The following is a 25442-nucleotide window of genomic DNA, read 5'->3' on the forward strand; positions in this document are numbered from 1 at the left end:
ACCAGAACATCGCTCCGAGACTGGATTTCCTGCTGGACGTAAAACGAGGTTAGTCCAGCGAATGCTCTTGCAAGGTGCCATGGGTCAGCTTCAGAACCCGGTCCATCCGGCCTGCCAATCGACTATCGTGAGTCACCACCAGAAAGCTGGTGCCCAGCTCATGATTGAGCTCTAACATCAATTCATAGACGCGCCCGGCTGTGTCTTCATCCAGGTTGCCGGTCGGCTCATCCGCCAACACAACGTCAGGGCTAGTTACCAAAGCTCGTGCAATGGCGGCCCGTTGACGCTCGCCACCTGACAACTCGGCAGGCTTGTGACGCAAACGCTCTCCCAGACCCACTCTTTCAAGTAGCTGCGCGGCCTGCGCCGAGGCGGCCTTTTTGGTTTCACCACGGATCAATAACGGCATGCTGACATTCTCCAGAGCACTGAATTCCGGCAGCAAATGGTGAAATTGATACACAAAACCCACAGAGCGGTTACGTAATCGTCCCCGCGCCGCCTGCTTGAGCTCTGCGATATTCTGACCTGCCAGGTGAATCGTGCCGGAGGTGGGCGTATCCAGACCGCCAAGCAGATGCAGCAACGTGCTCTTGCCGCTGCCCGAGCTACCGATGATCGCCACCCGTTCAGCACGCCTGATGCTCAGCGATACAGACCGCAAAACATCTACCGAGAGGTCTCCCTGCCGGTAACTATGACTCAGCTCGCAAGCTTCCAGTACGATGTCCGTTTTCTCACTCATAAGCCAGTGCTCGCGCCGGGTCGGTACGTGATGCACGCCACGCCGGGTAGATAGTTGCCAGCAACGACAGACCAAAGGACATGAGCCCCACTTTGATGACATCGGCGCTGCGTAAATCGGATGGCATCTTGTCGATGTAATACACCTCAGGATTAAGCACCGGGCCGGTGAAACGCTCGATAAATGGCACCACTACATCGATATTGCTGGCCAGTGCCACGCCCCCAAGCAGCCCTGCTACCGTACCCAGAACACCAATCAAGGTGCCTTGCACGACAAAAATTGACAAGATACTGGCCGGTGATGCCCCTTGTGTTCTCAGTATGGCGATATCCGCCTGCTTGTCTTGCACCAGCATGACCAGAGTAGAGATGATGTTGAACGCCGCCACTGCGACAATCATTGACAGAATGATGAACATCATGGTTTTTTCCATCTTTACGGCCATGAAATAGTTGGCATTCTGCTGTGTCCAGTCGCTCACGAAATTGTCATAACCAAGCTCACTCTGCAGATCGCGGGAAACCTGAGGGGCAAGACTGGTATCAGACAGCTTCAGACGTACGCCCGAGTACTGATCATTCATCTTGAACAGCTTGGCACTATCCACCGCGTGCATCACCGCCAGATTTCTGTCGAACTGGAACATTCCGAACCGGAAAATACCGGTAACAGTAAAACGTTTGACACGCGGCACGAACCCCATGGGGGTCACGTTGGCTTCAGGCGTGATAACCATGATCTTGTCGCCGACGATAGCTCCCAGATAAGAGGCCAGATCAGCCCCCAGTAGAAGCCCGTACTCACCAGGCTGCAAGGCCACATCCAGAGATTCGACGTACTCCAGCCGATCACCCAGCTCAGATACCTTGCCTTCTTCCTCGGGTAACACGCCGCGAACCAATGCTCCGGTGGAGCGTCCGGCATGCACCAGCATCACCTGACCTTCGACATAAGGGGCTGCACCGATGACTTCCGAGTGCGCGGAGGCGATATCCGCAATTTCCTGCCAGTTTTCCAGAGAGTCACCCAGCCCCGTTACCGTGGCATGGGACGAGGCCCCGACAATTCGTTCACGCATCTCCTTCTCGAAGCCATTCATGACCGAAGTCACAGTAATGAGCGCAGTCACGCCTAGCATGATTCCAAGAATCGATACCAGAGAGATGAATGAAATAAAATGATTTCGCCGTTTGGCTCGCGTATAACGCAGACCGACGAACAGTTCGTATGGTTGAAACATGACCTGTTGGAGCCGCTACCGTAGACAAGGTTCGCGGATAGTGTAGTGAATTGACAGGCAGGCAGGCGTTCCGATTGAGTAAATGACGCCTGCAAGTCCCGAACGGGGTAAATATGGGACAATCAGCCCTGCAACGTTCCCGCCAGACAGACTGATTCCACGAGGTTCATGAGCACTATTGACGAACCGGCACTGCTGCTATCAGCAGACGCCGCACCCAAGTCCCATTGGGGCAGACTATACGGCGCCTCTGAATCACTCGCTATTGCCGAGCACGCCCGACGCTGCGACGATTTGCTGGTAATCATTGCCCCCAGCACCACCGAACTTCTGCATCTGGAGGTGGAGCTGAGGTTTTTCGCAGGCGCCGATCTACCGGTGCACCTGCTCAGCGACTGGGAGACCTTGACGTACGACCGCGTGTCGCCGCATCAGGACATCATTTCCCAGCGCATCCGAACCCTCTACTCCCTGGGTGATGCACGACAAGGCATTTTGCTGCTGACCGCGGCAGCTTTGATGCAGAGACTACCACCGCGAAGTTTCCTCGATCAGCATGCGCTGATCATCAGGAATGGCGACACACTGGCGCTGGACGAATTCCGCTCCAGACTGGTTGATGCCGGCTACCGCCTTGTGACTCAGGTCGAGGAGCATGGGGAATTTGCCGTGCGTGGCTCCATCCTGGATCTGTTCCCGATGAGCAGTAACCTGCCCTATCGTGTTGAGTTCTTCGATGATGAGATAGAAACGATTCGAACCTTCGATGTCGACACCCAGCGCGGTCTGGACAAGGCTCAGGAGATCGAACTATTGCCGGCCCATGAGTTTCCACTCAATGAGGCTGGAATCGCTCTGTTCAGACGCCAGTACCGCAACTCATTTGCCGCCGAGAGCAAAAACACGCCGATCTATCGGGAAGTCAGCGAAGGCCGTGCGCCATCAGGCATCGAGTATTACATGCCGCTGTTTTTCGAAGAGACCTCGCAACTGTTCCACTATTTACCCGAATCTGCCAGCTTCATCATGCTTGATGGTGCGGCCGAGGCCTTTCAGAGCTTCGAAAACAACACGCTCGACCGATACGAACAGCGACGCCACGATGTAGAGCGTCCGATTCTGCCACCTGCAGAGATATATCTCAGCGCTGCGGATATTCATATCGAGCTGAGCAAGCGCAACACGATCAATACGCAACGCTATCAGATCGAGAAGATCGGCAGCGACAGCATCAATCTGGCCACTGAAGCTCCCGGACTCTACCCGCTGGACCCTCGCGGCGAACGCCCCATGGGCGCCTTGCAGGATTTTCTCGGCAAGTTTCCGGGTCGTGTGTTGTTCGTTGCCGAATCCACCGGACGCCGGGAAGCCTTGCTCGACCAACTGGTCGGCAACCGTCTGCAACCTGAAACGGTTGATAGCTGGGATGCTTTTCTGCGCAGCGAACGCACGCTATGCCTGACCACCGCAGCGCTGGATCGAGGACTGCAGTTGCCAGAGGCTCGTGTGGCGATGATTACCGAGTCGCAGCTTGGCTCGGGAAGAATCAAGCGCCGCGAGCGACGCAGACCAACGCGTGACTCCGAAGCCATTATCTCCAACCTGACGGATCTGAACCTGGGTGCACCCGTCGTCCATATTGACAATGGTGTCGGCCGCTACCTTGGCTTGACCTCGTTGACACTGGGAGATGTCACCAACGAATATCTGACCATTCAGTACGCAGGTGATGACAAACTTTATGTGCCTGTTGCCTCTTTGCACCTGATCAGTCGCTATGCCGGCGCCAGCGAAGAGTCGGCTCCCTTGCACAAGCTGGGCACCGACACCTGGCAGAAAGTTCGTCGTAAAGCGGCCGAAAAAGCCTACGATGTCGCAGCCGAGCTACTGGAAATCCATGCTCGCAGGGCGGCGCGTCAAGGCTTTGCCTTTCCAGAAAATTCCGACAACTACACACAATTCAGCCTGGCCTTCCCTTTTGAAGAGACTCCTGATCAGCTTTCGGCGATTGAGGCGGTGGTGGCGGATCTACGCTCGCCGCAACCCACCGATCGCGTTGTCTGTGGCGATGTCGGCTTCGGCAAGACAGAAGTGGCCATGCGTGCTGCCTTTGTTGCTGTAGATGCCGGCAAGCAGGTCGTTGTGCTGGTACCGACCACCTTGCTGGCCCGACAACATCATCAGAATTTCATGGATCGCTTCGCTGACTGGCCGGTGCAGATCGAATCGCTGTCACGTTTCGAGACGGCCAAGGAACAGAAAGCCATTCTGAAAAAGCTCGAAAGTGGCGGTGTTGACATCATCATCGGTACCCACAAACTACTGAGCAAAGACATCAAGTACCAGAATCTGGGCCTGGTCATCATCGACGAGGAGCACCGTTTCGGGGTACGCCACAAGGAACACATGAAGGCGCTGCGTTCAGAAGTGGATATCGTCACCCTGACTGCCACGCCCATTCCGCGCACGCTCAACATGGGCCTGGCGGGCATGCGTGACCTGTCCATCATAGCCACCCCACCCCAGCATCGTCATGCCATCAAGACCTTTGTCGGTGAATGGTCCGATGTGCAGATTCGCGAAGCTTGTGAGCGAGAGCTGGCTCGTGGTGGTCAGATCTATTTTCTGCACAATGAAGTCCAGACCATCGAACGCATTGTCGAAGATCTTGAACGAATTGTCCCCAGTGCTCGTATCAATTTTGCACACGGCCAGATGCGTGAGTCGGACCTGGAACAGGTCATGAGTGACTTCTATCATCAGCGCTTCAATATTCTCGTGGCGACCACCATCATTGAAAGTGGTATCGACATTCCCAGTGCCAATACCATTCTGATCAATCGCGCCGACAAACTGGGACTGGCTCAGCTACATCAGTTGCGCGGCCGCGTCGGGCGCTCACATCATCGCGCCTACGCCTACCTGTTGACACCTCCCAAAGGTTCCATGACGAGCGATGCAGAAAAGCGTCTGCAAGCCATAGAATCACTGGAAGATCTGGGCGTCGGCTTTACCCTGGCAACGCATGATCTGGAAATTCGAGGTGCCGGCGAGCTGCTGGGCGAAGGCCAGAGCGGGCAGATCCAGGAAATCGGTTTCACTCTGTACAGCGAACTGCTGACGCGTGCGGTCAAGGCACTCAAAAGCGGCAAACTGCCAGACTATGACAAACCTCTTGCACATGGAACAGAAGTCGATTTAGGCGTCCCTGCCCTGTTGCCTGAGGATTACGTTCCAGATGTCCATCAGCGTCTGATCATGTACAAACGCATCTCCAATGCAGTCGATAGTGACGCATTACGTGAACTGAAGATCGAATTGATCGATCGCTTCGGCCTTCTGCCACCACAAACCGATAGACTGTTTGATGTCATGCGTCTGCGTCAGCGTTGCGAACAACTGGGCATAGAGAGACTTGAACTGAACGCCGCCGGCGGACGCATCGTCTTTTCACCGGAGCCCAAAATAGATCCAATGGCATTGATACAGACCATCCAGCGCCATAGCAGTACTTACCGATTCGATGGTAAGCAGGTATTGCGCATCATCAAGAGCTTCGAAGAGTCCAGCGAAGCCCAGGCATTCCTGAACGAGCTGCTCGATACACTGGCATTGCCAGAGGCCGCATGATGTTCAGTGTCCACAAACAGAGACCCGATCAGACAGAATGAGAATCACCACTATCACCAGATACCTGCGGCAAGCCGCGCAACTGCTTGTCATCAGCTCCCTGCTCATGACAGGCATCGCGCACGCTCGCGACTACCAGATTGAAGTCGTTCTGTTCGAGAACGTCGATGGACGCGATCTGACCGCCGGCGGTCTGTACTTTCCGAAACTCGGACGCAGCCTGCGTCTGGGCACAGAGGATGCCGTTGCCGCCGGGTTTATCCCACTCGAACAAAATTTGAGTCTTGCAGAAAATGCCAAATCCATCGCAGCTTCACGCCGCTACCGACTGATTCGGCATCTGTCATGGAGACAACCCGGACTGGCTGTGGATGATGCCATTCCCGTACGCATCAGCCTGGGAGAAACAATACCGCTTTATCTGCCTGGATCCATCAGTGAATATCAGGATTTCATCCCAGCCTCCGCAGATACCTCCCCGGAGCGCGAGCGTAAGATAAACACAAGTACCGTCAACGGCAGTATCAAGGTTCATCTTGGCCGCTTTTTGCATATGGACGCACAGCTGGTATTCACGGACATCGAGACCCAGCAGAGTTTCCGTCTGTCACAAAGCCGAAAAATGCGCAGCCGTGAGCTGCACTATATCGACAATCCGCGATTTGGCATTCTGACCCGAATTCTGCCGATTGAAGATCCAGAAGGATCGGTACCAGAGGCTGAGTCCACAGACAATGACGAACCCATCGAATCGGCACCGGAATTTATTGACGAAAACAACCGCGAGCCGGGACCTGAAGAATAACGGTAATGTGAACTCTCTATCAAAATGGTTATCTACCACCACGCTTCACCGGTGTACTAACCGCTATTAAGTCTGGGTTCAGGACCCGGGCGGTATTGTCCGATTCAAGTCGTGACATTGGTGTCAGCGATCAGTCGTCATCAGGAGCAGAGCATGAATCCAGCACTTCCATCCAAGCGGGCAGATAGACTACCCGGCTCAATCAGCACAGCGCGCAAGCTTTTTCTCAGCGCCTTCTTGTCTACCAGTCTGATCGCCATGTCGGCCTCCACGCAGGCCAGTGACCGTCGGGTCGCCACCGAGCGTTTTACCGAGTATGCGCCAGTGGTTGATGTACAGCCCATCTACAAGAAAGTACGGGCCCGAACTCCTCGTCAGGAATGCTGGACCGAGCAACAGCAAGTGCTCGTCGGTTATGAAGATGTCGTCATTCGTGATGGATCCCGATCCGACAATCACCGTTCACAGAATTCAACAGGCAATGTCATTGTTGGCAGCGTCATCGGTGGTGTCATCGGGAATCGGTTAAGTCGTGGACAGAGTAGCCATTCACGTACTGGTGCTACCGTAGCCGGAGCCATCATTGGTGGAGCCATTGGTAACGAGGCCAGCAATGGCGTGTCACGGCATCGAAGCTACGAGCGAGCACGGCATGTAGAGTCACGCCCGATTTATGAAACACGACCGGTGGAACGCTGCAACAACACAGTAAAAGCCCACTCGGAGCAGCAATTGCAGTATTACAACGTCACCTATCGATACAAGGGACGGGAATTCGTGACTCAATTGCCACGCGACCCGGGCGATCGTATTGAATTACAGGTATCTGTTTCTCCGGCTCGTCGATAGAGCCGGCATCCGGTTTCACAGGCCCCACACTCTATGCATCTGCCAACACACATCCTGCCTTCCAAGCAACGGACGAAATCTGTTGTGCTGGCTCTCTGCCTGCTGCTGGTCATGCTGAGTATTTTTCCCGGCACACCCGCTCAGGCAGCAGATGCTGCAAACCGGCAACAAGCCATCGAGATTGCGCGACAGCAAAATGGAGGAGATGGAAAGGTGCTGGGTGTTCAGACCATGTCAGATGGCAATGGCCAGACCATCTTTGCCGTCAAAATCCTGAGCAACGGGCGTGTGCGCGTGTTTCGTATCAGGCAGGCGAAATAGAATGCGTGCACTGATCGTTGAAGATGAAACCACCCTGCGAGAGCAGTTGGTGAACGAGCTACGCACACAGGGTTTCGCCATTGATGAAACCGGTGACGGTGAGGAAGGTCTTTACCTTGCGCTGCATATGCCAATCGATATTGCCATTATCGATCTGGGTCTACCCGGTCGAGATGGTCTGTCCCTGATCAGAGCCTTGCGTCAGCAAGACAGGACCTACCCCGTTCTGATACTGACCGCCCGTGATCGCTGGCAGGACAAGGTTGATGGACTGGAAGCTGGCGCAGATGATTACCTGACCAAACCTTTTCACATCGAAGAACTGTTGGCACGCACTCGCGCCCTGCTGCGACGCACAGGCGGCTGGAGCGACTCGGTCATGCATTTCGAACGCATGAGCATCAACACACGTACCCAGCAGGTGTCCGTTGATGAAAAACTGATAGAACTGACAGCCTACGAATATCGCGTACTGGTCTACCTTGCGACTCAGGATGGCAGTGTCATCAGTAAATCCACACTACTCGATCACCTCTACGACGAAGATACGGACCGTGACCCCAATGTACTGGAGGTCTTCATTCGCAGACTTCGCCAGAAGCTTGATGCCGACAAGACATTGAATCCGATTGAAACCTTGCGTGGTCGCGGCTACCGACTGGCCCTGTCACGCAAGCAGGAACAGTCGTCCGAGACATCGCCTGAGACTTCGCCCGAATCACCATCCGATTCCACTTGAGCTCTTTTCTGTCACAGCCGCTAGCCATATCACCCACTCGTGCAATCCATCACCTCTCGCCTGGTAATCGGCACCAGCCTGGTACTCACCGTATTCGTGGTACTCACGGCGCTGTCGGTTTCCTACTCTGTTCACCAGCGAGCAGAAACCGCCCGCTTTGATCGACTGCAGGGGCTTGTCTACGGCATTCTTGGCGCGACTGAGATCAGCGACAACGCCAGGCTCACCGTCAATTCGTCCGCATTGCCAGACCCACGACTCAATCAGGCGACCAGCGGCCTGTACGCAGAATTGATGAGCATCGATGGAAAGCGACTGTGGCAAAGCACCTCGACTGCCAGCTGGGTACCCGACTTTGTGTCACGTCCTATTGGCGACTGGATGTTTGAAAATGTCGAGCGCCGTGGTTACCCTCCTCTGCATCGCTTACAACTGGCTACCGCCTGGGAGCTGGACAACGGCACAGAGCTACCCTTCACGGTTCATGTCGTGGACGAGGCTGACAATCTCACAAGCCAGCTCAAACGCTTCGATCAGACACTCTGGGTGAGCTTGATGATATCGGCTGTCGCTCTGCTGATTGTTCAGCTGCTGGTTTTACGCCAGTCACTCAAACCGCTACGCAATATCGCAGAAGAGCTCGAACAGATCGAACGCGGAGAGCGAGATGCTCTGAGTGAGTCGGTCCCACGCGAGCTCTCCGCGATGACCTCCGGGCTGAACACACTGCTTCGTACCGAGCGAGAACGTCATGCCCAGTATCGTCACATGCTCGATGACCTGGCTCACAGCCTGAAGACACCCCTGACGGTACTGCGCAACCTGCTCAAACCCTCTCTGGCTGACAGCGACACCATTCAGGACCAGACCCGGCTCATGCAGACATCAATCGAACGGCATGTACAACGCGCCAATCTGCGCAGTCCTCGCTACCTGGCACCAGCGATTCCGCTCCGCCCGGTAATCGAACGCATGGCCGGTTCCCTGAACAAACTCTACGATGCATCAACCGTTAGTTTCGTCATCAAGGTCGACGCCTATTTTCTGGTTCGAATGGACGAAGCCGACTTGTTCGAAATATTTGGCAATATCCTGGAAAACGCCTGTAAATACGGTGCTCACAATATCTTGATTGCCGGTACAGCCGAATCACGCTGTCTGAGCATTGATGACGACGGACCCGGCTTTCCCGATATGGATTTGCAACAACTGGTGCGTCGGGGCGTCAGGGCTGATAGTCAGACGCCGGGAACGGGCATGGGGCTGGCTGCAGCGGCACAGTTAATGGCCAACCACGGCGGCCGACTGGAACCGGGGCACTCTGCCAATGGCGGTGCCAGGATTGAACTATGGTTTGTCTGATCCGCCCTCTGAATAGCTTTTATCAAGAGGGTGTACTGCAGAGTCAGCAGACCCTGCAGTAACGATCAGTCAGGGCTTGGCGATGATATAACCGAGCCAGCAGGCGTAGTCCTCTGCCTCATCGGTGGCCACATACTCATCCAGTGCCTCATCCGTTTCAGCATCGAATTCCTGTCGATAGACGATGGATTCACTGAATCCTGCCTCAGCCAGAATTTCTCGCAGCTCACGAGCACCCCAGACACGCCAGGTATAGCTGAAGGCTTCCTTTAGCTTGGACTTGTCAGGGAAGTGGAAATGTATATGGCACTTCAGCTCGTTGGTGATGGCGTTGAATTCAGCTTGTTCCCAGATGTATTTGAAACCATCCACTTTGCGCTTCTCCTTTTGAGTCTGATAGCACTCAGAGCCACCGAACACATCGAGAAAAAGCAGACCATCTTCATTCAAAGCTTCACGGGTGCGCTTGAAGTAGGCCAGCATGGTGGCCCGCTCCTGAAAGAACCAGTAACTGAAATTGTAGGCCTGCAGCACATCCACTTTTTCCGTGGAAACTCTCAGCACATCATCTTCGATCAGTTCGAGTCTTTGCTGCTGCGCCACAGTCAGCTTCGCAATATTGTTCTTGCGCGACCAGTCAAGGACTTCAGGGTCGATATCGACAGCGATGGCCGTATTGCCACGGCGGCGTTTGACCCACTGACAGGAGGATATGGCCGTACCGGCAAAATCCTCTCGCATTGACTTGGGCTTGCGTCCACGAATCTTCTTGAAAGTATCGTCAATGAAGTCCAGCTCGAAGTCCGGATTCTGAACGGAAGCCTGATAGAGCAGATGGCGATCCGCCTGCTCTGCCATGGTCGGTTGTACTACCTTTTCTGCCTTGGCCATGAATGGGTATCCGAAGGAATGGTTGTTGAGGCTTGTTACGACGAACTAGTGTTTTATACCAATACCGCGGTTGAGCAGCATCATGGCAATGGTACCCAGACTTGCAATGAAGATCAGTATCACGAAAAAGCTTGTCCAGATCGGAATGTCACTGGCACCCAGAATGCCGTAGCGAAAACCGTTGATCATGTACAACATCGGATTGAACATGGACAGGGTTTGCCAGAAAGGCGGCAGCATGCTGATTGAATAGAAAACACCACCGAGATAGGTCAACGGCGTCAGGATGAAATTGGGAACGATGGAAATATCGTCGAAGGACTTCGCAAATACTGCATTGATCAGACCACCGAGTGAGAACATCATGGATGTCAACACTGCCACGACAATCGTGACAAGAGGATGAACCGGGCTGATATCGGAAAAAAACAGGGACACAATGGCGACCAGCGAGCCTACCAGCAGGCCACGTGCCATACCACCGCAGACATAACCGGTAACGATGGTGATATTACTGACCGGCGATACCAGAAGCTCTTCGATGTAGTACTGCATTTTGGAACTGAAGAATGAGCTGACAACATTCGAATAGGAATTGATGATAACCGCCATCATGATAATGCCCGGCACAATGAAATCGATATACCGGAACCCGTCCATATCACTGATACGCGAACCAATCAGACTGCCGAAAATCAACATGTAAAGCACAGCGTTGATTGAAGGTGGAATGATGGTTTGCACCCAGATACGGGCAAAACGCCGGATTTCCTTGCGGACAATTGTCTGAAACGCAATGCGGTTGACCGCTATCAGGTCCAGAGCGTACTTGTCTGTGCCACTCTCGGACTGTCCACCTGATTGATTGCCCACTGCAGAAGCCTGATCTTTGCTACCTGATGATTCACTCACGCGCCTGCCTCCGGTTTACGACTGACCAGGCGCAGGAAAAATTCCTCCAGGCGATTGGTCTTGTTACGCAGGCTCGTCACCTCGATCCCATTGGCGCTCAAGCGACTGAACAGTTCATTGAGAGTATGGCCATGAGGAACATCAACCTCGATTCGGTTCTGATCTCGCAGCCTGACGGTATAGGGTGAAAGATCGGGTGCGACATCCGGATCGTTCTGGATATCCATGACGAACGTCTCCATCATCGAACGGCTCAACAGTTGTGAGACAGCCCCTCTTTCCACAATTTCACCGCCATCAATAATCGCAACATTGCGACACAATGCCTCGGCCTCTTCCAGATAGTGGGTCGTCAGAATAATGGTCGTACCATGCTGCTCATTCAATTCTGTCAGAAAGGACCACATGGAGCGTCGAATCTCAAGATCGACACCCGCAGTCGGTTCATCCAGAATCAGCAATCGGGGTTCGTGCATGAGCGCCCGTGCAATCATCAGGCGTCTTTTCATGCCTCCTGAGAGCTCTCGTGCAGGAGCCTTTCTCTTTTCCCACAGATCCAGCTTCTTTAGGTAGTACTCTGCCCGGGTCAATGCGACACTGCGGCTGATACCATTGTATCCGGCGACATTGAGAACCGTGGGCAACACAGGTTCAAAGACATTGAAGTTGAATTCCTGAGGCACCAGACCGATACTCGCCTTGGCGTATTCGGGCTCTTTGTCGATATCATGACCAAAGACTCGGACGGTTCCCGCAGTCTTGTTGACCAGTGAACTGATGATACCGATAGCGGTAGATTTACCGGCACCGTTAGGGCCCAGCAGAGCGAAGAAATCCCCATCGGGAACATCGAGATCAATCCCTTTCAGGGCATGGACTTTTTCGCCATAGGTCTTGGTCAGACCGGCAATGGACAGGGCATTCATGAGCATCAGGGGATTACGGCTTGAGCAAGACTCAGTTTATCAGCAATAGCTGATGACTCGAATCAGGATGGTGTAACTACACAATGTACCTTTATCAGCGTGATGCGAGCTGAGTTGCCGCCACGTAGCGCCGGTAATGCGCCTGGACCTTCTGGACGTAGGCCTGCGTTTCGGCAAATGGGGGTACACCCTTATATCGACGGACATTACCCGGACCTGCATTATAGGCTGCGAGTGCCAATTCAAGTGTGTCGAACTGTTCTTGCAAGGCGGCGATATAGCGAACGCCGGCGCGCAAATTATCCATCGGATCCAGAGGGTTCTTGACCTTGAGCCATTGCGCTGTATCAGGCATCAGCTGCATCAGGCCCAACGCTCCAACCGGCGACACCGCCTGGCTGTTGAAACACGACTCTTCGGTCACGATCGCCTTGATGAGGCTGACACTGACATCGTATTCAAGGGAGGTTTCCAGTATCAGTGATTCGAAACGATCGGCACGCCTGGCAACCGACTGAGGCGACAAGCCCATGCATCTGACGTGCGCTATGGGTTCTTGCAGCTGGCCTTCCTGCGCGCTGTCACGCCAGGTGATCATCGGGTTCCAGTTTGATACTACATCAGGTGTGAAGCTCACCAGATGTACTTTTTTGTCATGCGTCCTGATATCCGGAAAGCCGACACCATAGAACCGTTCCGGCATCGGGCTTTGCAAATCGGCGAGCACGCGATCTGGAGAATACCGGCCTGGCGACGCCCATTCACGATAACTGACCTCACCCAGCACTGGATCCAGCAGCGCCTCTGTCACGAAGCTTGCCAGTCGACGGACGGGGACAGCAATGAGCGGTTTTGCCGAGACGTTGTTCTGCAGAGCGGTAGGTTCTTTGATGAAAACAACAGGCTGCTCGACTTCCCAGAGCTTGCGGGTAACGCTGGAGTTCCCATCGCCTAGCGGCGCAGGCTTTGAAAAACCCGCCAACGCCATGACAGCCATGCACAGCACGACGTTGCGAATGATCTTCACAGTGTCGGTTTTCTGTCGAAAATTAAATGGCATCGTCACGGCTTGCAGCGTCTTCCTCTTCAATAATATTTGACGGTGCTTGCACCACCCGTCAATGAGGATCGATCGCGAAGGCCAGATGACAAATGGGGTATCTGAAATCGGCTGGACTTCCTCAAGATCGCTATTGTGAACGACTTGAGCATGTAACGCTCAACTAACCTATCCAAACTCTTGTGAAGCGGCTGTCAGCTGCTCAGTTCGATAGGCGAACGATCTTTCTGCCAGAGCACCTCACTGCCGCCCTGATGCCGTGCCAATACTCTAGCGATAACGAATAACAAGTCAGACAGTCGGTTCAGGTACTTGAGACTGAATGGCGGTACGCTCTCCACGCGCTGCAATGATACGACCAGACGTTCAGCCCGACGACACACAGTACGAGCCAGATGGCAGCTGGCGGCTGACTGACTGCCACCGGGTAAAATGAAATCCTTCAGAGCAGGCAGATCAGCGTTGAAATGATCCAGAGTCTGTTCAAGCCAGTCGATGTGGGTTTGCTGGATTGCCTGATGACCCGGGATACACAATTCGCCCCCCAGATCGAACAGATGATGCTGAATTTCATGCAACACCCTGGCAACGATTTCCGGCACATCCTGCGCCAGCACCAGGCCGATTACGGAGTTCAGCTCATCGGTGGTACCGTAGGCATCAACCCGTATGCCATCCTTATCGGTTCGGCTACCATCACCCAGACCGGTCGTCCCGTCATCACCGGTGCGTGTATAGATTTTCGACAGTCTGTTTCCCATGAAATATCTCTGCAGTTGCACAACCGAATTACTCGGGAACGGCGAAGGCCGTTGCGAACACCGCACAGTATAATGCCAAGTGACCCGGCACCTCGAGAATACCCCCATGATTGAAGAAACAATATTCAGCAAGATCATCCGCAAGGAACTGCCCTCCGACATGCTCTATCAGGATGAGCTGGTGACCGCATTTCGTGACATCAACCCGCAACGACCCACACACGTCCTCATTATCCCGAACCGTCACATTCCGACGGTTGACGATGTCACCCCCGAGGATGAAGCTGCGATGGGCCGAATGATCAGCGTGGCGCGCAAGATTGCACGCGATGAAGGCATTGATCAGAAAGGCTATCGCCTGATCATCAACTGTGGTGAGCATGGTCGCCAGGAAGTTCCGCATATCCACATGCATATGCTGGGTGGCGATGATGTCGGCCCCATGCTAAGCCGCAAAGACTGATAAACCGATGAAAGATTCACTACCCAACAACGCAGACAGCACCTATATCACCACCGGTGATCTGCAAGAAGCCATTGATGCCGCCCTGATTCTGGAACGCCCGCTACTGATCAAGGGTGAACCCGGCACGGGCAAAACAGAACTGGCCATTGACGTCGCTCGCCGACTCAACGCTCCCCTGCATACCTGGCATATCAAGTCGACGACCCGCGCGCAACAGGGCTTGTATGAATACGATGCCGTGTCCCGGCTACGAGATTCGCAACTGGGAGACGCCCGAGTCGAAGATATCGGCAACTACATCGTTCGAGGCGTGTTGTGGGATGCCTTTGTCAGCGATGAGCGCTGCGTGGTACTCATTGATGAAATCGACAAGGCCGATATCGAATTTCCCAACGACTTGTTGCAAGAACTGGATCGCATGGCGTTTGAAGTCTACGAGACCCGCGAAACAATAAAAGCCCGTCAGCGACCGCTGATCATCATCACCAGCAACAACGAGAAAGAACTACCTGACGCTTTCCTGCGCCGCTGCTTCTTTCATTACATCAGCTTCCCCGACAGGCAGACCATGCAACGCATAGTCGATTCGCATTTTCCGGACATCAAGCCCGATTTGCTGAGTGCTGCCATGGAAGTATTCTTCGATCTGCGTGAGGTGCCCGGATTGAAGAAGAAGCCGTCCACATCCGAATTACTGGACTGGCTGAAACTGCTGATAGCGGATGATCTGCCTGCCGATGCTCTGGGAGCTGACGACATTCGTACCGTGCTACCCAAAATGCACGGAGCGCTGCTGAAGAATGAGCAGGATGTGCATCTGTTTGAACGCATCATTTTTCTGCACAAGCAGCAGCAAAACAGAAAACGCTGAATCATGTTGCTTGAACTGCACGACCGGCTACGCCAGGCCGGCCTACCCGTCTCCATCGGCGAATGGTTGACCCTGATGCAAGGGCTGCAAGCCGGTGTCGGTACGATGAACATCGACCGGTTCTATTCGTTCGCGCGTCTGTGCCTGATCAAGAATGAAGCTCATTACGATCGTTTCGATCAGGTTTTCTCACAGTACTGGGCCGGCCAGGAACAACAGTTCGAGCAATTGCTGGAATCATTGAAAAGTCCCATTCCCGAAGAATGGCTGCGCCAGATGGATCGCAACAAGCTGAGCGAGGCACAACGTGCCGAAGTGGAAGCACTTGGCGGATGGGATGCCCTGATGGAAACTCTGGCAAAACGCCTGCAGGAACAAAACGAGGAGCATCACGGCGGCAATCGCTGGATTGGTACCGGCGGCACATCCCCCTTTGGTCAGGGAGGCTACAACCCTGAAGGCATTCGCATAGGCAACGATGCACCTCGGCAGGGCCGTGCCGTCAAGGTGTGGGAACAGCGGCGTTATCAAGACCTGGATGGTGATCGCGAAATCGGCACACGTAATTTCAAGATGGCCCTGCGAAAACTCAGACGTCTGGCACGCGATGGAGGCGCCGAACGCCTGGACCTGGACAAGACCATCCGGGCCACGGCCAACAACGCAGGATTGCTGGATATCCATATGCGTGCAGAGCGCCGCAATGCCATCAAGGTGTTGCTGCTGATCGATATCGGCGGCTCAATGGACTACCACGCGCAGCTCTCTGAAACGCTGTTCTCTGCTGCCCGATCGGAATTCAAACGCCTGGATACCTACTGGTTTCATAACTTTGTTTATGAGCGTGTCTGGCAGGACAACGCTCGCCGCCACACAGTGCAAACCTCGACCCTCGAGCTGATTCGCACTTATGGACGTGACCACCGACTGATCATCGTTGGCGATGCCACCATGAGTCCCTACGAAATCATGGTGCCTGGTGGCAGCGTCGAGCACTGGAACGAGGAGCCGGGAGCTATCTGGCTCAAGCGTCTGCAACAGGCTTTTCCACATTGCGTCTGGCTGAATCCGGAAAACCCGGATTGGTGGCATACGACACCTTCAGTACAGATGACTCGGGAGCTCATGGGCGAACGCATGTTTCCCATGACCGTTGACGGACTGCAGGAGGCAATCAATGCGCTGAAAACGCCCATCACGCCCCCTGCCCTCAATCTGCCAGGCTAGGAAGTCTGCGCCGTACAATAAGGAACATTTCTTGCTGTAGTTCAGACCGGGCGAGTCAGGTAACGCTTCGGACAAATCATACAGACGGCTAAAACCGAATACTTGTTTCCGCCGAAGTCACCTGCCTCGCCCATCCTTCATCCTTGACGGTAGCAAGGCTATGCGCATGATGCGATCCATCGACCTGTTGCAAGGGCCGTGCTGGCCCATGCTGTGCTGTGCGCTGCTTCTAGGCGCCTGTGAGCACAGCCAGCAAGACAAACACAACGATCCTTTGTCAGAGCCTGCCCAGGCTTCAGCAAACCCCGATTTGACACCTGCAGCCCTCTCGCCCCTTGAGGATCTGGACGGTGACACTCTTATCCCTCCCAAGCAGCCCGAACTACTGATCTCAGCTCAAGCCGGTGTACTGAACCTGCAATGGCAGCCCATTGACGCTCAGAACAGCGCCCGTCTGTATCTTCACGACCCTTTGAGCGGCGGGGAAACACTCGTCCATGAAATCAACGATCCGACTGTCCGGACCTGGCAATTGCCAAGTGCCACCCACCGCAGAGCCTGGCATCGACAGCAGTACCGGATTGAACTATGCACACCGGACGATTGCCTCAGCTCTCCCAGAATGCCTCTTTCGGGGCTGGCGGCTGAAACAATCAACTCTCTGTCACCCGCCGTTTTCATCAAGGGTGAACGCTATGGAGAAGATATCGCACTTAATCGCGATGCCTCGCTAGCGGTACTGACACTACCGCTTGAGGGAAGCCTCGACATTCAGGCTCGTGTCAAAGAGCAATGGGGGAGCATACAATCAGTCTCACTCGACGCTCTGGATCTATCCGCAAGCCGTACGCTGCAGGTGGCACTATCGGACTCGGGCGATACGGTAGCGGTATTCGTATCCGACAGCGAGAGCTCAGACTCCCAGATCCGAATTCTTGAACGCCTTGGAGAAGCGTGGCAGCAGATTGCCCAATGGTCTCTGGAGCTGCAAAACCTCGACAATATTGCACATCAGGCGCTCACTTTATCCTCAGATGGTGAGCAGCTTCTGCTACATCACGACAACACTTTGGCGATTTTTCGTCAATCAGATATGGGCTGGTCTGCGGTTGCACACACTATCGCAACTAACAATGCCGACGAGCCACCCTCTTCCGGGTCCGGGTCCGGACCAGAACGGTTGATGGCCAGCACGGCAAACACGGATATGTCGCGTGTATTCACCGTCACCGAACATAATCAGTTGCTTTATCTCAACATCTGGACGATGTCCTGGAATATCACGGATTGGATACGCAGCGCTCGTTTCCAACTGCAGAACCTTGATTCAGATTCACAGCTTGCCATTATCAGCAATACCAACGGCTCGACTGTGAGCATTGCCGGCTGGGAAGATAGCGCATTGTCCAGCCCTTCCCTTGTCATGTGGCGATACGCTGTCGACTCCACAGCTGTGGAAGGCTCAGCTGATCCCGCATTCGATCTCAGAGCGACTGACTCTTTGCGTGCGCCACTACGTGTACCACTGCATTCGCCACCTGCCAATCATTCCAATTCCAGACTGATATTTGCAGCTGATGCTGCTCTTGGTATCGTTGCATTGGGATGGCATGCAGTGGACGACTCGGATTCAAGCACCGGCATTACAGCCGATGCGGCGCTGAGTACCTATCTTTTCAACCCCCAGAGCAGACAGTGGCTATCGGCACTGGAGCTGCCAGAAAACCTGCCAACGCTTGCCAAACAATCCTTCGCCACAGCACTTGCTCTATCGGCTGATGGCAGCACCATGATGATGGCTAGCAAAGCTGGCACAACCGACCCGAACCGAAGCCGCGCTGGCGAAGTTCTGATCATGCGTTAAACCAGGCACCTGGAGCAAGCTCAAAAGCGACAACACACGTGCCATGCCTGCATTAAAGGACTGACTTTGCACCCGAGTGGACCCTGCCACTGCAGGCCCTTTATTTTGTAGGATATGCGTTCAGCATGCGTCGCAGATCCATCAACAGAATCTGATCAGGCCCCTTGGAACTGACCAGCTCAACCCCTTTGAATACATGTTTGAGCAGAGTTTCCATCGAGTGCCCCTTTTTGTCGACCAGGCTCAACAAACTACCCGAACAGGTCAAGCCAAGAGTCTTGTCTTCGTGCTCTAGCTCTATGCACAGCTGCATGATTTTTCGTACCAGCAGATACACCTGCGTCTCTTCACGGTGGCGCAACAAAAATCCGAAACGGTTCCCAGTCAGCTTGGCAACATGTGCAGGGCGTTTGTGAATTCCCTGTAGCAACGCCTCCACTCTGGCAAACAGCGCCGGGTACTCATTCGCCTTGTGAATCTGACCCGAGACGTCCTGTACGAAGACGTCCATCACCATCAGGCTGACTCTGTCATCCAGATTTCCGGCATTGCTCAGGTACCACTGCATCTGCCTGATAAAAGGCTTGCTGGAAGGCTCCAGCATCAGTGGATTATTCAACGACTCGGTACCGGGTGCCTGACTGTTACCCACCTTTTTCTCAGCCTTGCCAGCACTGCTTGCGATAGGAATCTGTGCCCGGGCAAAACGCAGCAAACTACGTCCGGCTGGCTGAGTGAGAATATGCTGGTAATCAATGCTGATCGTTTTGCCACCAGGCAAACGCCAATTGGCTGAATGCTGCTCTTCACCGGCACTCTGAGGCCCACCAGTCTCCAGTAGCGCTTCGCACTGTTGCCCTATCAGCAACTTGCGATTGTCCAGATACAATTCTTGCAAACCTGCATCGTTGACATAACTGATGCGATGATCAGAATCTATCACTAGCACAGCACCGGCCATGGTCTCCAGGGCCTCTTCCAGCAAAGCACACTCAGCTTGTAATCCGCGACGCTGACGTACAAAGCGACTGATGGCATCGATTCGGCTCAGAAGCAGCTCACTGGACTCGTTCTTGAACATACATTCCACGGCACCTGCCCGCAGGCTTCGTTTGATGATGTGGTCGCTATAGGTTCCCGTTAGTACCGTGCAGATGATATCGCCGACAGCCTCGCTGGTCACCAACTCGCGACACAACAGGTCTCCCGTCGTTTCAGTCAGATAGAAATCCAGAATGGCAATATCGACAGGCTCGGCAGTCGCTTGCTGTATGGCTTCCACCTGTGTCGCGGCCAGACTGACACGATAGCCCTGCAATTGAAAAAGATCACGCAGTGAGTAACGGATAGTGGCTGAATCGTCCACGATCAATAGATGAATGTCACTGTTGTCGACCCTGCCGGGAAACGCAACCGTATCGTCGGCGTCAATTTCGATCAAACGTTGCAACAGAGCTTCGAGCCTCTGATATTCTTTCCAGGGCAGCACTGCGGTGTGCTCGCGCTCTGCCACCCAGGCACGTGTTTCAGCCCGCATATCGGTTGACATGACAACCACTGGCAGCTCTTTGTAAGCAGACTGCTCCAGCAAGCTGGCCAGCTCATCTGCCTCAATTTGAGGTGCAGTGGGCCAACCAAACAACAAACCGGTGTATTCGGTTCCGAACTGCTGGTATTGCTTGTCTAATGCCTCAACAGCGCCCTTGTAGCTCTCTGTTGCATCCACGACAAATCCCAGCGACTGCGCGTGCTTGTCAAGTACGTAGCGCATGGTGGCAGAAGGCTCTACCAGTAATAGTCGATTCGTCATGAGACTGTTCGTCTGATCATAGGCCTTGAACGATAATCCGCGAAAACGGATTCAACGCCCTGTTTGGCGGGATTACAGCAGGGTTGCAAGATGTGCACTAGGTTACCGATGTTCGGCTGTCGATAATTGCCTTTGCCCGTGATTCAACTCACAGTTTAGCTCTATCATAAGGTATGAACACTCAGCACTCTCCAAAAAATACCATTCGTCAGGATCCTCGTCAGCCTGAATTCGTACAGAACCCCTATTCTCTGTATCAGCAAATGCATGATATGGCTGGTCCGGTTTTCTGGGAAGATTACGGTTTCTGGTGCCTGGCAGACTTCGCATCGGTCAATGCCGTGCTACGTGACCGGCGTTTCGCCCGCTTGCCACCGCCCGATCAACCGCTTGCCCCACTGCCCGAACACATGGCCGAATTCTCGGCCGCAGAAAAGCACTCGTTACTGGCACTGGAGCCCCCCGACCACACACGCCTGCGAAAGCGCGTCAACCGTGCCTTCGTGAACCGGCAGGTTGAGCTAATGACAGCCGATATTGAAGCATCTGCAAATCGTCGCATTGACGCTTTCGAACAAGATGGAAATGTTGAGCTGCTATCTAGCTATGCGACGCCCATTCCACTATCCGTTATCACCCAGCTACTGGGAGTACCTGACTCCGCCGGAGATCGACTGATCGATTGGTCGCATGCCATGGTCAAGGTTTATACACTGACTCAGACTCCTGAAGAAGAACGTCAGGCTAACCAGGCTGCAGGTGAATTCCGGGCATTTTTGCGAACCGTCATCACTGACAAGCGCAGCCAGCCTGGTGAAGACCTGCTTTCACACCTGATTGCACCAGACCCCAAGGGCGAGACACTCAGTGATGATGAAATCATCTCTGTCGCCATTCTGTTGTTGAACGCAGGCCACGAAGCGACGGTACATCAACTGGGTAATGCCGTACACACGCTCACCAGACAATACCCGCTGGGAAAGCCAAGACAGGCACTACTGCAACTACTGGCAGATCCTGCCAGCGCCGATGCCGTGGTCAACGAATGCATGCGATTTGACGCACCATTGCACCTGTTCATGCGTTTTGCCCAAGAGACCATCGAACTGTCTGCCGATGTGACGCTACAAGCTGGTGATCAGGTTGGCCTGCTGCTCGGGGCTGCCAATCGGTGTCCACAACGCTTCAGTCAGGCTGACACGTTCATGCCATTACGACAGGATGCAGGCAATCTGTCATTGGGTGCCGGTATCCACTTTTGTATCGGAGCCCCACTGGCCAGGCTGGAATTGCGTATCGCCCTACAGGTCCTGTTCAGTCGTCTGCCGACACTGATTACGACAGGAACGCACGAATATCTGGATGCCTATCATTTTCATGGGCTCCGTCAACTGGAGCTAAGCTGGCAGGCGTAATTATTTCACGACCTCTAACCAGGCAAAAGACCATGAAACGGCTGTACCTGCACCCGATCGCCAGCTTGCACACCATCAATCTCGCTGGCGATCACAATCAGACAGTTCGCCAGGCTCATTGAACTCAATCGCCCTGCGCCCTGTTTGCCGGTACTTTCAACGACCAGTTCGCCCTGCGAGTCCAGACTCATGACACCTCGCTGGTACTCCACACGCCCGGCAGACTTTCTGAGACTGGACAAACTGCGTGCAGGTAATAGCAACGGATCCAGCTCACTCATGCCCGCCAGGTGCTTCAATGCCGGTTGCACAAACTCCAGAAAGGTCACCATGACCGCGACCGGATTACCCGGCAAGCCGAAAAATGCGGCTGAACCGATCTGTCCGTAAGCCAGAGGTCGCCCCGGACGCATGGCAAGCTTCCAGAAGCTTACCTGCCCGATATCATGGAAGGCGCGAGTCACATAATCTGCCTCACCCGCCGACACACCACCTGAGGTGATGACAACATCGGCTGCTGCCGCAGCATCCAGCATGGCTTGCCGGGTGTCCGCCTCGTTATCTCTGACAATCCCCATATCGATGAAGTCAACATGCAGGCCAGCCAGCAAGGCCGCCATGGTATAGCGGTTGCTATCGAACAACATGCCCGGCTCAAGATCGGTGCCGGCTTCATGTTCCTCAAGAGATCTAAGCTCATCACCTGTTGAGAAAAACGCCACCTTCAATGGCCTGATGACACGAACATGTGCAATTCCCAGCGATGCCAGCACACCGATATCAGCGGCCTGCAGCTTGCGACCTTGTTGCAGGATTACCTGACCACGGGCCACATCTTCACCCGCCTGACGAACATTCTTGCCGGCCACCACATGATGATCAATATCGATAGAACCTGCTTCGGAGTCAGACGCTTGCCGAGCTCTGACGTGCTCCTGTATCACCACGGTGTCACAGCCTTCAGGCATGATGCCACCGGTAAAAATGCGTACCGCCTGGCCGGTTTCTACGCGAGTGTCAAAGGGCTTGCCGGCCCAGGCAGTACCAATGACAGTCAGTGCAGCTTCGCCATTATCGGGAATACTCGTCCGTGAAAGTGCATAGCCGTCCATTGCGGAATTGGCCTGTGGCGGGACATTAACCGCCGAGGTGACATCCTCAGCCAGAACCCGATTCAGCGCTTGTGCAATGTGCAGCTCCAGCGACTCGTCAATCGGTTGCAAGCTGGCAAACAGGCGGCGGCGCGCCTCTTCAACCGGCAATAACGCAGGCTCGAGAACATCATCACAAGATGGCTGTTTTTCAATCATCGCAACATACCCTGTTCTGTAGCCAATCGCTCTTCTTCAGTATTTATATTACGAAACGACTCGATAAAATCACCGGCAGGCACTTCCTGTACTTTCAGTTCATCGAACCAACGATCGATCTTGCGCTGCCCAGAGGCAAGAAACAGATCCAGAGACTCTTTGACACGCCGATGTACGACCACGAAAATAGGCTGTAAACGCTCACCATCGTGCGGTACTGACAGGTCGGCATCTGTTTCAATGCACGCTGACAGAAGCGCCTGGAACAACTCAGCCTGTACGAAGGGTGAATCGCAGGGGCACATGAATACATAGTCGGTATCCAGTGCATCAATACCGGCACTCAAGCCTGCCAGCGGACCAAGGTGTCCCTCCAGCTGATCAGTGATAACAGGCACACCAAACTGGCTATAGACATCCAGATGACGGTTTGCATTGATGACGCAACGATCCACCAGCGGCTGCACAGTTCGCAAGGCGTAGCTGACCATCGGGGACTCTGCCAGCATTACCAGACCTTTATCCTGCCCCCCCATACGCCTGGCAAGACCACCCGCTAGAATGAGTGCGCCGGTGCTTGCCATTATGACTCCCTGATTGTATGTATCTGCCCTAGATAAGCAGCCAGGAAAGTTTCGAAATCACCTTCGCTCTCCGCTTCCATTTCTTCCTGTTTCTGCCGTGATTGCTCAGCCAGATCGAGAAATTGTGCCATCAGAGTTTCATCCTGCTCGGCCCCGTACAGACTCTCATGATGCTTCACCGAGAGCATTTGCGAGTGTTCGAAAAACGAGCCGGTCTGCTTGATCTGGGCAATCATGAGGGCTGAGGGTGTCAAATCCGGGTTATCGAACTTGGCCTGCTGCTCCTGTAGTGCGGCCACATACAGAGGCGTCTCCCGTCCCTGATCCAGCCATTGCGCTATGGGCTGCAAGACCTCCAGTATGGATGCTCCCCATTGCTGAAGACCTACCTCGCCATCCGGGCCCTGCAATTGCAACCCGGGTTGACGCCCATAATGCGCCACCGTCTTTACATTCTCGGAGCAGGCGGCCATCTCTTCGGCTCCCAAGGGCTCCGGGGTTGCTAACCAGGCAAACATCATCAGCATTTCCAGCATCGCAATCTGATGCAGTCCGACTCCGGCAGGGTCCAGCAGATTGACATCAACCGATCGCAGCTCCAGATAGCGGATGCCTCGCTCGCCCAGGGCATGTATGGGCAACTCTCCGGATTTGGCGATCTGCTTGGGCCTGACCGTGCTGTAGAACTCGTTCTCGATCTGCAGCCGGCAAGTGCTCAATTGCTGGAATTCCCCGTCTTCATCACGAACGCCCATCGCCTTGTATGGAGGGTGCTCGGTGGAGACATGACTGATGATGTCTTCGATATAACTTTGTAGGTCCGTATGCCGGACGCTCAGATCAATCGGCTCATCTTCGCGATAGCGATAACCTATCTTGCCCATCCGCAATGAAGTGGCATGCTCACCATAACGCGTCGATCCGTTCCAGACATCCAGCTCATCGCCCTCGCCCTCATCCAGAAAGCTCTGACAGATGGCAGGAGAAGCGCCGAACAGGTAGGGAACAATCCAGCCGATACGCAGCAGATTCTGCATCATCTGGAAATAGCCCTCCGTACGCTGCAGCTGATTGCCAGGCGTCGAATCCGCCGTATCATTGCCTTGCTCGACACTCGTACCGCTCAGCAATGCATCACGCAAGGGCCACGAGGACTCTGGCATGGAGAAATTGAAATGTACCCCGGCAATCGCCTGCATACGACGCCCATATCGCAGACCCAGGCCTCGACGATAAGCATGCTTCATCTGCCCGCTGTGGGAGCTGCCGTATTCACCAATGCGAACACTTGCTCCGCCACGCAGTATGCAAGGCATGCTGGTGTTCCAGATATGCTCCCCTGCTGGCAGGCGATGTACGATGAACTGATGGATAGAGGTCAGAAAATGCAAAGCCTCTTCAGCCGAACCGCACGGTGGTGTTACCATTTCAAGCAACGCCTCGGAAAAATCCGTGGTGATGAACGGATGCGTCAGCGCGTCACCCAATGCCTCTGGATGATCGGCCTGAGATATGCCACCGTTACCCATGACCCTTAATGATTCTTTTTCGAGACCAACCTTGCGCTCAGCCAATACCTCAGGAGTCTGGGTTCGGACAAGCTTGTCAGCTCTTTGTTTAATCTCGGAGTACACAATGAACATCCCAC

22 protein-coding genes are annotated in these 25442 nt (G+C 54.1%); 11 read left to right on the forward strand and 11 right to left on the reverse strand.

All coding sequences use genetic code 11. From position 1 onward, the window contains the following. Nucleotides 1-49: 49 nt before the first annotated feature. Both lolD and IMCC3135_RS24460 read right to left on the reverse strand, forming a co-directional pair. Nucleotides 50-748: a lipoprotein-releasing ABC transporter ATP-binding protein LolD gene (gene lolD, locus IMCC3135_RS24455; protein WP_088919977.1), complete on the reverse strand. Its 699-nt coding sequence runs from the start codon at nt 746-748 to the stop codon at nt 50-52. After that, complete coding sequence (locus IMCC3135_RS24460) at nt 741-1991, reverse strand: lipoprotein-releasing ABC transporter permease subunit (RefSeq protein WP_088919978.1); 1251 nt, start codon at nt 1989-1991, stop codon at nt 741-743. The genes lolD and IMCC3135_RS24460 overlap by 8 nt, the downstream gene beginning before the upstream one ends. Nucleotides 1992-2159: 168 nt before the next feature. Between IMCC3135_RS24460 and mfd the strand changes: the two genes are divergently transcribed. The 6 genes from mfd to IMCC3135_RS24490 all read left to right on the forward strand — a co-directional run bounded on the left by mfd (nt 2160) and on the right by IMCC3135_RS24490 (nt 9697). Continuing rightward, entirely contained in the window at nt 2160-5621 is a 3462-nt protein-coding gene (mfd, locus tag IMCC3135_RS24465; protein ID WP_088919979.1) for a transcription-repair coupling factor, read from the forward strand. A gap of 37 nt (nt 5622-5658) precedes the next feature. Then, nucleotides 5659-6426: a CsiV family protein gene (locus IMCC3135_RS24470; RefSeq protein WP_088919980.1), complete on the forward strand. Its 768-nt coding sequence runs from the start codon at nt 5659-5661 to the stop codon at nt 6424-6426. Nucleotides 6427-6579: 153 nt separating this feature from the next. Further along, nucleotides 6580-7275: a glycine zipper 2TM domain-containing protein gene (locus IMCC3135_RS24475; protein ID WP_157736247.1), complete on the forward strand. Its 696-nt coding sequence runs from the start codon at nt 6580-6582 to the stop codon at nt 7273-7275. 33 nt (nt 7276-7308) lie between these two features. After that, complete coding sequence (locus IMCC3135_RS24480; protein ID WP_088919982.1) at nt 7309-7596, forward strand: hypothetical protein; 288 nt, start codon at nt 7309-7311, stop codon at nt 7594-7596. Nucleotide 7597: 1 nt separating this feature from the next. Then, nucleotides 7598-8335, forward strand: a complete 738-nt coding sequence (locus tag IMCC3135_RS24485; protein WP_088919983.1) for a response regulator transcription factor — start codon at nt 7598-7600, stop codon at nt 8333-8335. 39 nt (nt 8336-8374) lie between these two features. Next, the gene (locus IMCC3135_RS24490) at nt 8375-9697 is read left to right on the forward strand and encodes an ATP-binding protein (protein WP_088919984.1); all 1323 of its coding nucleotides are present in this window, start codon (nt 8375-8377) and stop codon (nt 9695-9697) included. Between the two features lie 69 nt (nt 9698-9766). Here the strand turns inward: IMCC3135_RS24490 and IMCC3135_RS24495 are convergent, their stop codons facing one another. The 5 genes from IMCC3135_RS24495 to IMCC3135_RS24515 form a co-directional block, all read right to left on the reverse strand. Beyond that, the gene (locus IMCC3135_RS24495) at nt 9767-10588 is read right to left on the reverse strand and encodes a class I SAM-dependent methyltransferase (RefSeq protein WP_088919985.1); all 822 of its coding nucleotides are present in this window, start codon (nt 10586-10588) and stop codon (nt 9767-9769) included. A 45-nt stretch (nt 10589-10633) separates the two neighbouring features. Then, entirely contained in the window at nt 10634-11410 is a 777-nt protein-coding gene (locus IMCC3135_RS24500) for an ABC transporter permease (RefSeq protein WP_205738165.1), read from the reverse strand. Nucleotides 11411-11496: 86 nt separating this feature from the next. Further along, the gene (locus IMCC3135_RS24505) at nt 11497-12426 is read right to left on the reverse strand and encodes an ABC transporter ATP-binding protein (protein WP_088922051.1); all 930 of its coding nucleotides are present in this window, start codon (nt 12424-12426) and stop codon (nt 11497-11499) included. Between the two features lie 94 nt (nt 12427-12520). After that, nucleotides 12521-13486 carry a lytic transglycosylase domain-containing protein gene (locus IMCC3135_RS35050; protein ID WP_236994839.1) on the reverse strand — a complete coding sequence of 322 codons (966 nt, stop codon included), beginning with the start codon at nt 13484-13486 and terminating at the stop codon, nt 12521-12523. Nucleotides 13487-13680: 194 nt separating this feature from the next. Continuing rightward, entirely contained in the window at nt 13681-14247 is a 567-nt protein-coding gene (locus IMCC3135_RS24515; RefSeq protein ID WP_088919986.1) for a cob(I)yrinic acid a,c-diamide adenosyltransferase, read from the reverse strand. Between the two features lie 106 nt (nt 14248-14353). Here IMCC3135_RS24515 and IMCC3135_RS24520 point away from each other — a divergent pair, with 106 nt between their 5' ends. From IMCC3135_RS24520 to IMCC3135_RS24535, 4 genes are all read left to right on the forward strand, one after another. Next, a complete protein-coding gene (locus IMCC3135_RS24520; RefSeq protein WP_088919987.1) occupies nt 14354-14710 on the forward strand; it encodes an HIT domain-containing protein in 357 nt (118 codons plus the stop codon). 7 nt (nt 14711-14717) lie between these two features. Beyond that, complete coding sequence (locus IMCC3135_RS24525) at nt 14718-15584, forward strand: AAA family ATPase (RefSeq protein ID WP_088919988.1); 867 nt, start codon at nt 14718-14720, stop codon at nt 15582-15584. A 3-nt stretch (nt 15585-15587) separates the two neighbouring features. After that, nucleotides 15588-16811 carry a vWA domain-containing protein gene (locus tag IMCC3135_RS24530; protein ID WP_088919989.1) on the forward strand — a complete coding sequence of 408 codons (1224 nt, stop codon included), beginning with the start codon at nt 15588-15590 and terminating at the stop codon, nt 16809-16811. Between the two features lie 166 nt (nt 16812-16977). Next, nucleotides 16978-18675, forward strand: coding sequence for a hypothetical protein (locus tag IMCC3135_RS24535; protein WP_157736248.1), 1698 nt, complete (start codon nt 16978-16980; stop codon nt 18673-18675). A gap of 100 nt (nt 18676-18775) precedes the next feature. On the opposite strand, the gene IMCC3135_RS24540 is transcribed toward IMCC3135_RS24535, so the two are convergent. Beyond that, nucleotides 18776-20485, reverse strand: a complete 1710-nt coding sequence (locus tag IMCC3135_RS24540; protein WP_088919991.1) for a response regulator — start codon at nt 20483-20485, stop codon at nt 18776-18778. A gap of 173 nt (nt 20486-20658) precedes the next feature. On the opposite strand from IMCC3135_RS24540, the gene IMCC3135_RS24545 reads away from it, so the two are divergent. Continuing rightward, nucleotides 20659-21900 carry a cytochrome P450 gene (locus tag IMCC3135_RS24545; RefSeq protein WP_088919992.1) on the forward strand — a complete coding sequence of 414 codons (1242 nt, stop codon included), beginning with the start codon at nt 20659-20661 and terminating at the stop codon, nt 21898-21900. A gap of 14 nt (nt 21901-21914) precedes the next feature. Here the strand turns inward: IMCC3135_RS24545 and moeA are convergent, their stop codons facing one another. Genes moeA through gshA form a run of 3 tightly spaced genes read right to left on the reverse strand, consistent with a single transcriptional unit; the run spans nt 21915 to nt 25428 of the window. Beyond that, on the reverse strand, nt 21915-23210 hold the full coding sequence (gene moeA / locus IMCC3135_RS24550; RefSeq protein WP_088919993.1) for a molybdopterin molybdotransferase MoeA: 1296 nt from the start codon (nt 23208-23210) through the stop codon (nt 21915-21917). Beyond that, nucleotides 23207-23794, reverse strand: coding sequence for a molybdenum cofactor guanylyltransferase MobA (gene mobA / locus IMCC3135_RS24555; protein ID WP_088919994.1), 588 nt, complete (start codon nt 23792-23794; stop codon nt 23207-23209). The genes moeA and mobA overlap by 4 nt, the downstream gene beginning before the upstream one ends. Further along, the gene (gshA, locus tag IMCC3135_RS24560; protein ID WP_157736249.1) at nt 23794-25428 is read right to left on the reverse strand and encodes a glutamate--cysteine ligase; all 1635 of its coding nucleotides are present in this window, start codon (nt 25426-25428) and stop codon (nt 23794-23796) included. Before gshA ends, mobA begins: the two co-directional genes overlap by 1 nt. Between the last annotated feature and the right edge of the window lie 14 nt (nt 25429-25442).

This window comes from Granulosicoccus antarcticus IMCC3135 (assembly GCF_002215215.1).
GTDB classification, from domain to species: Bacteria; Pseudomonadota; Gammaproteobacteria; order Granulosicoccales; family Granulosicoccaceae; genus Granulosicoccus; species Granulosicoccus antarcticus.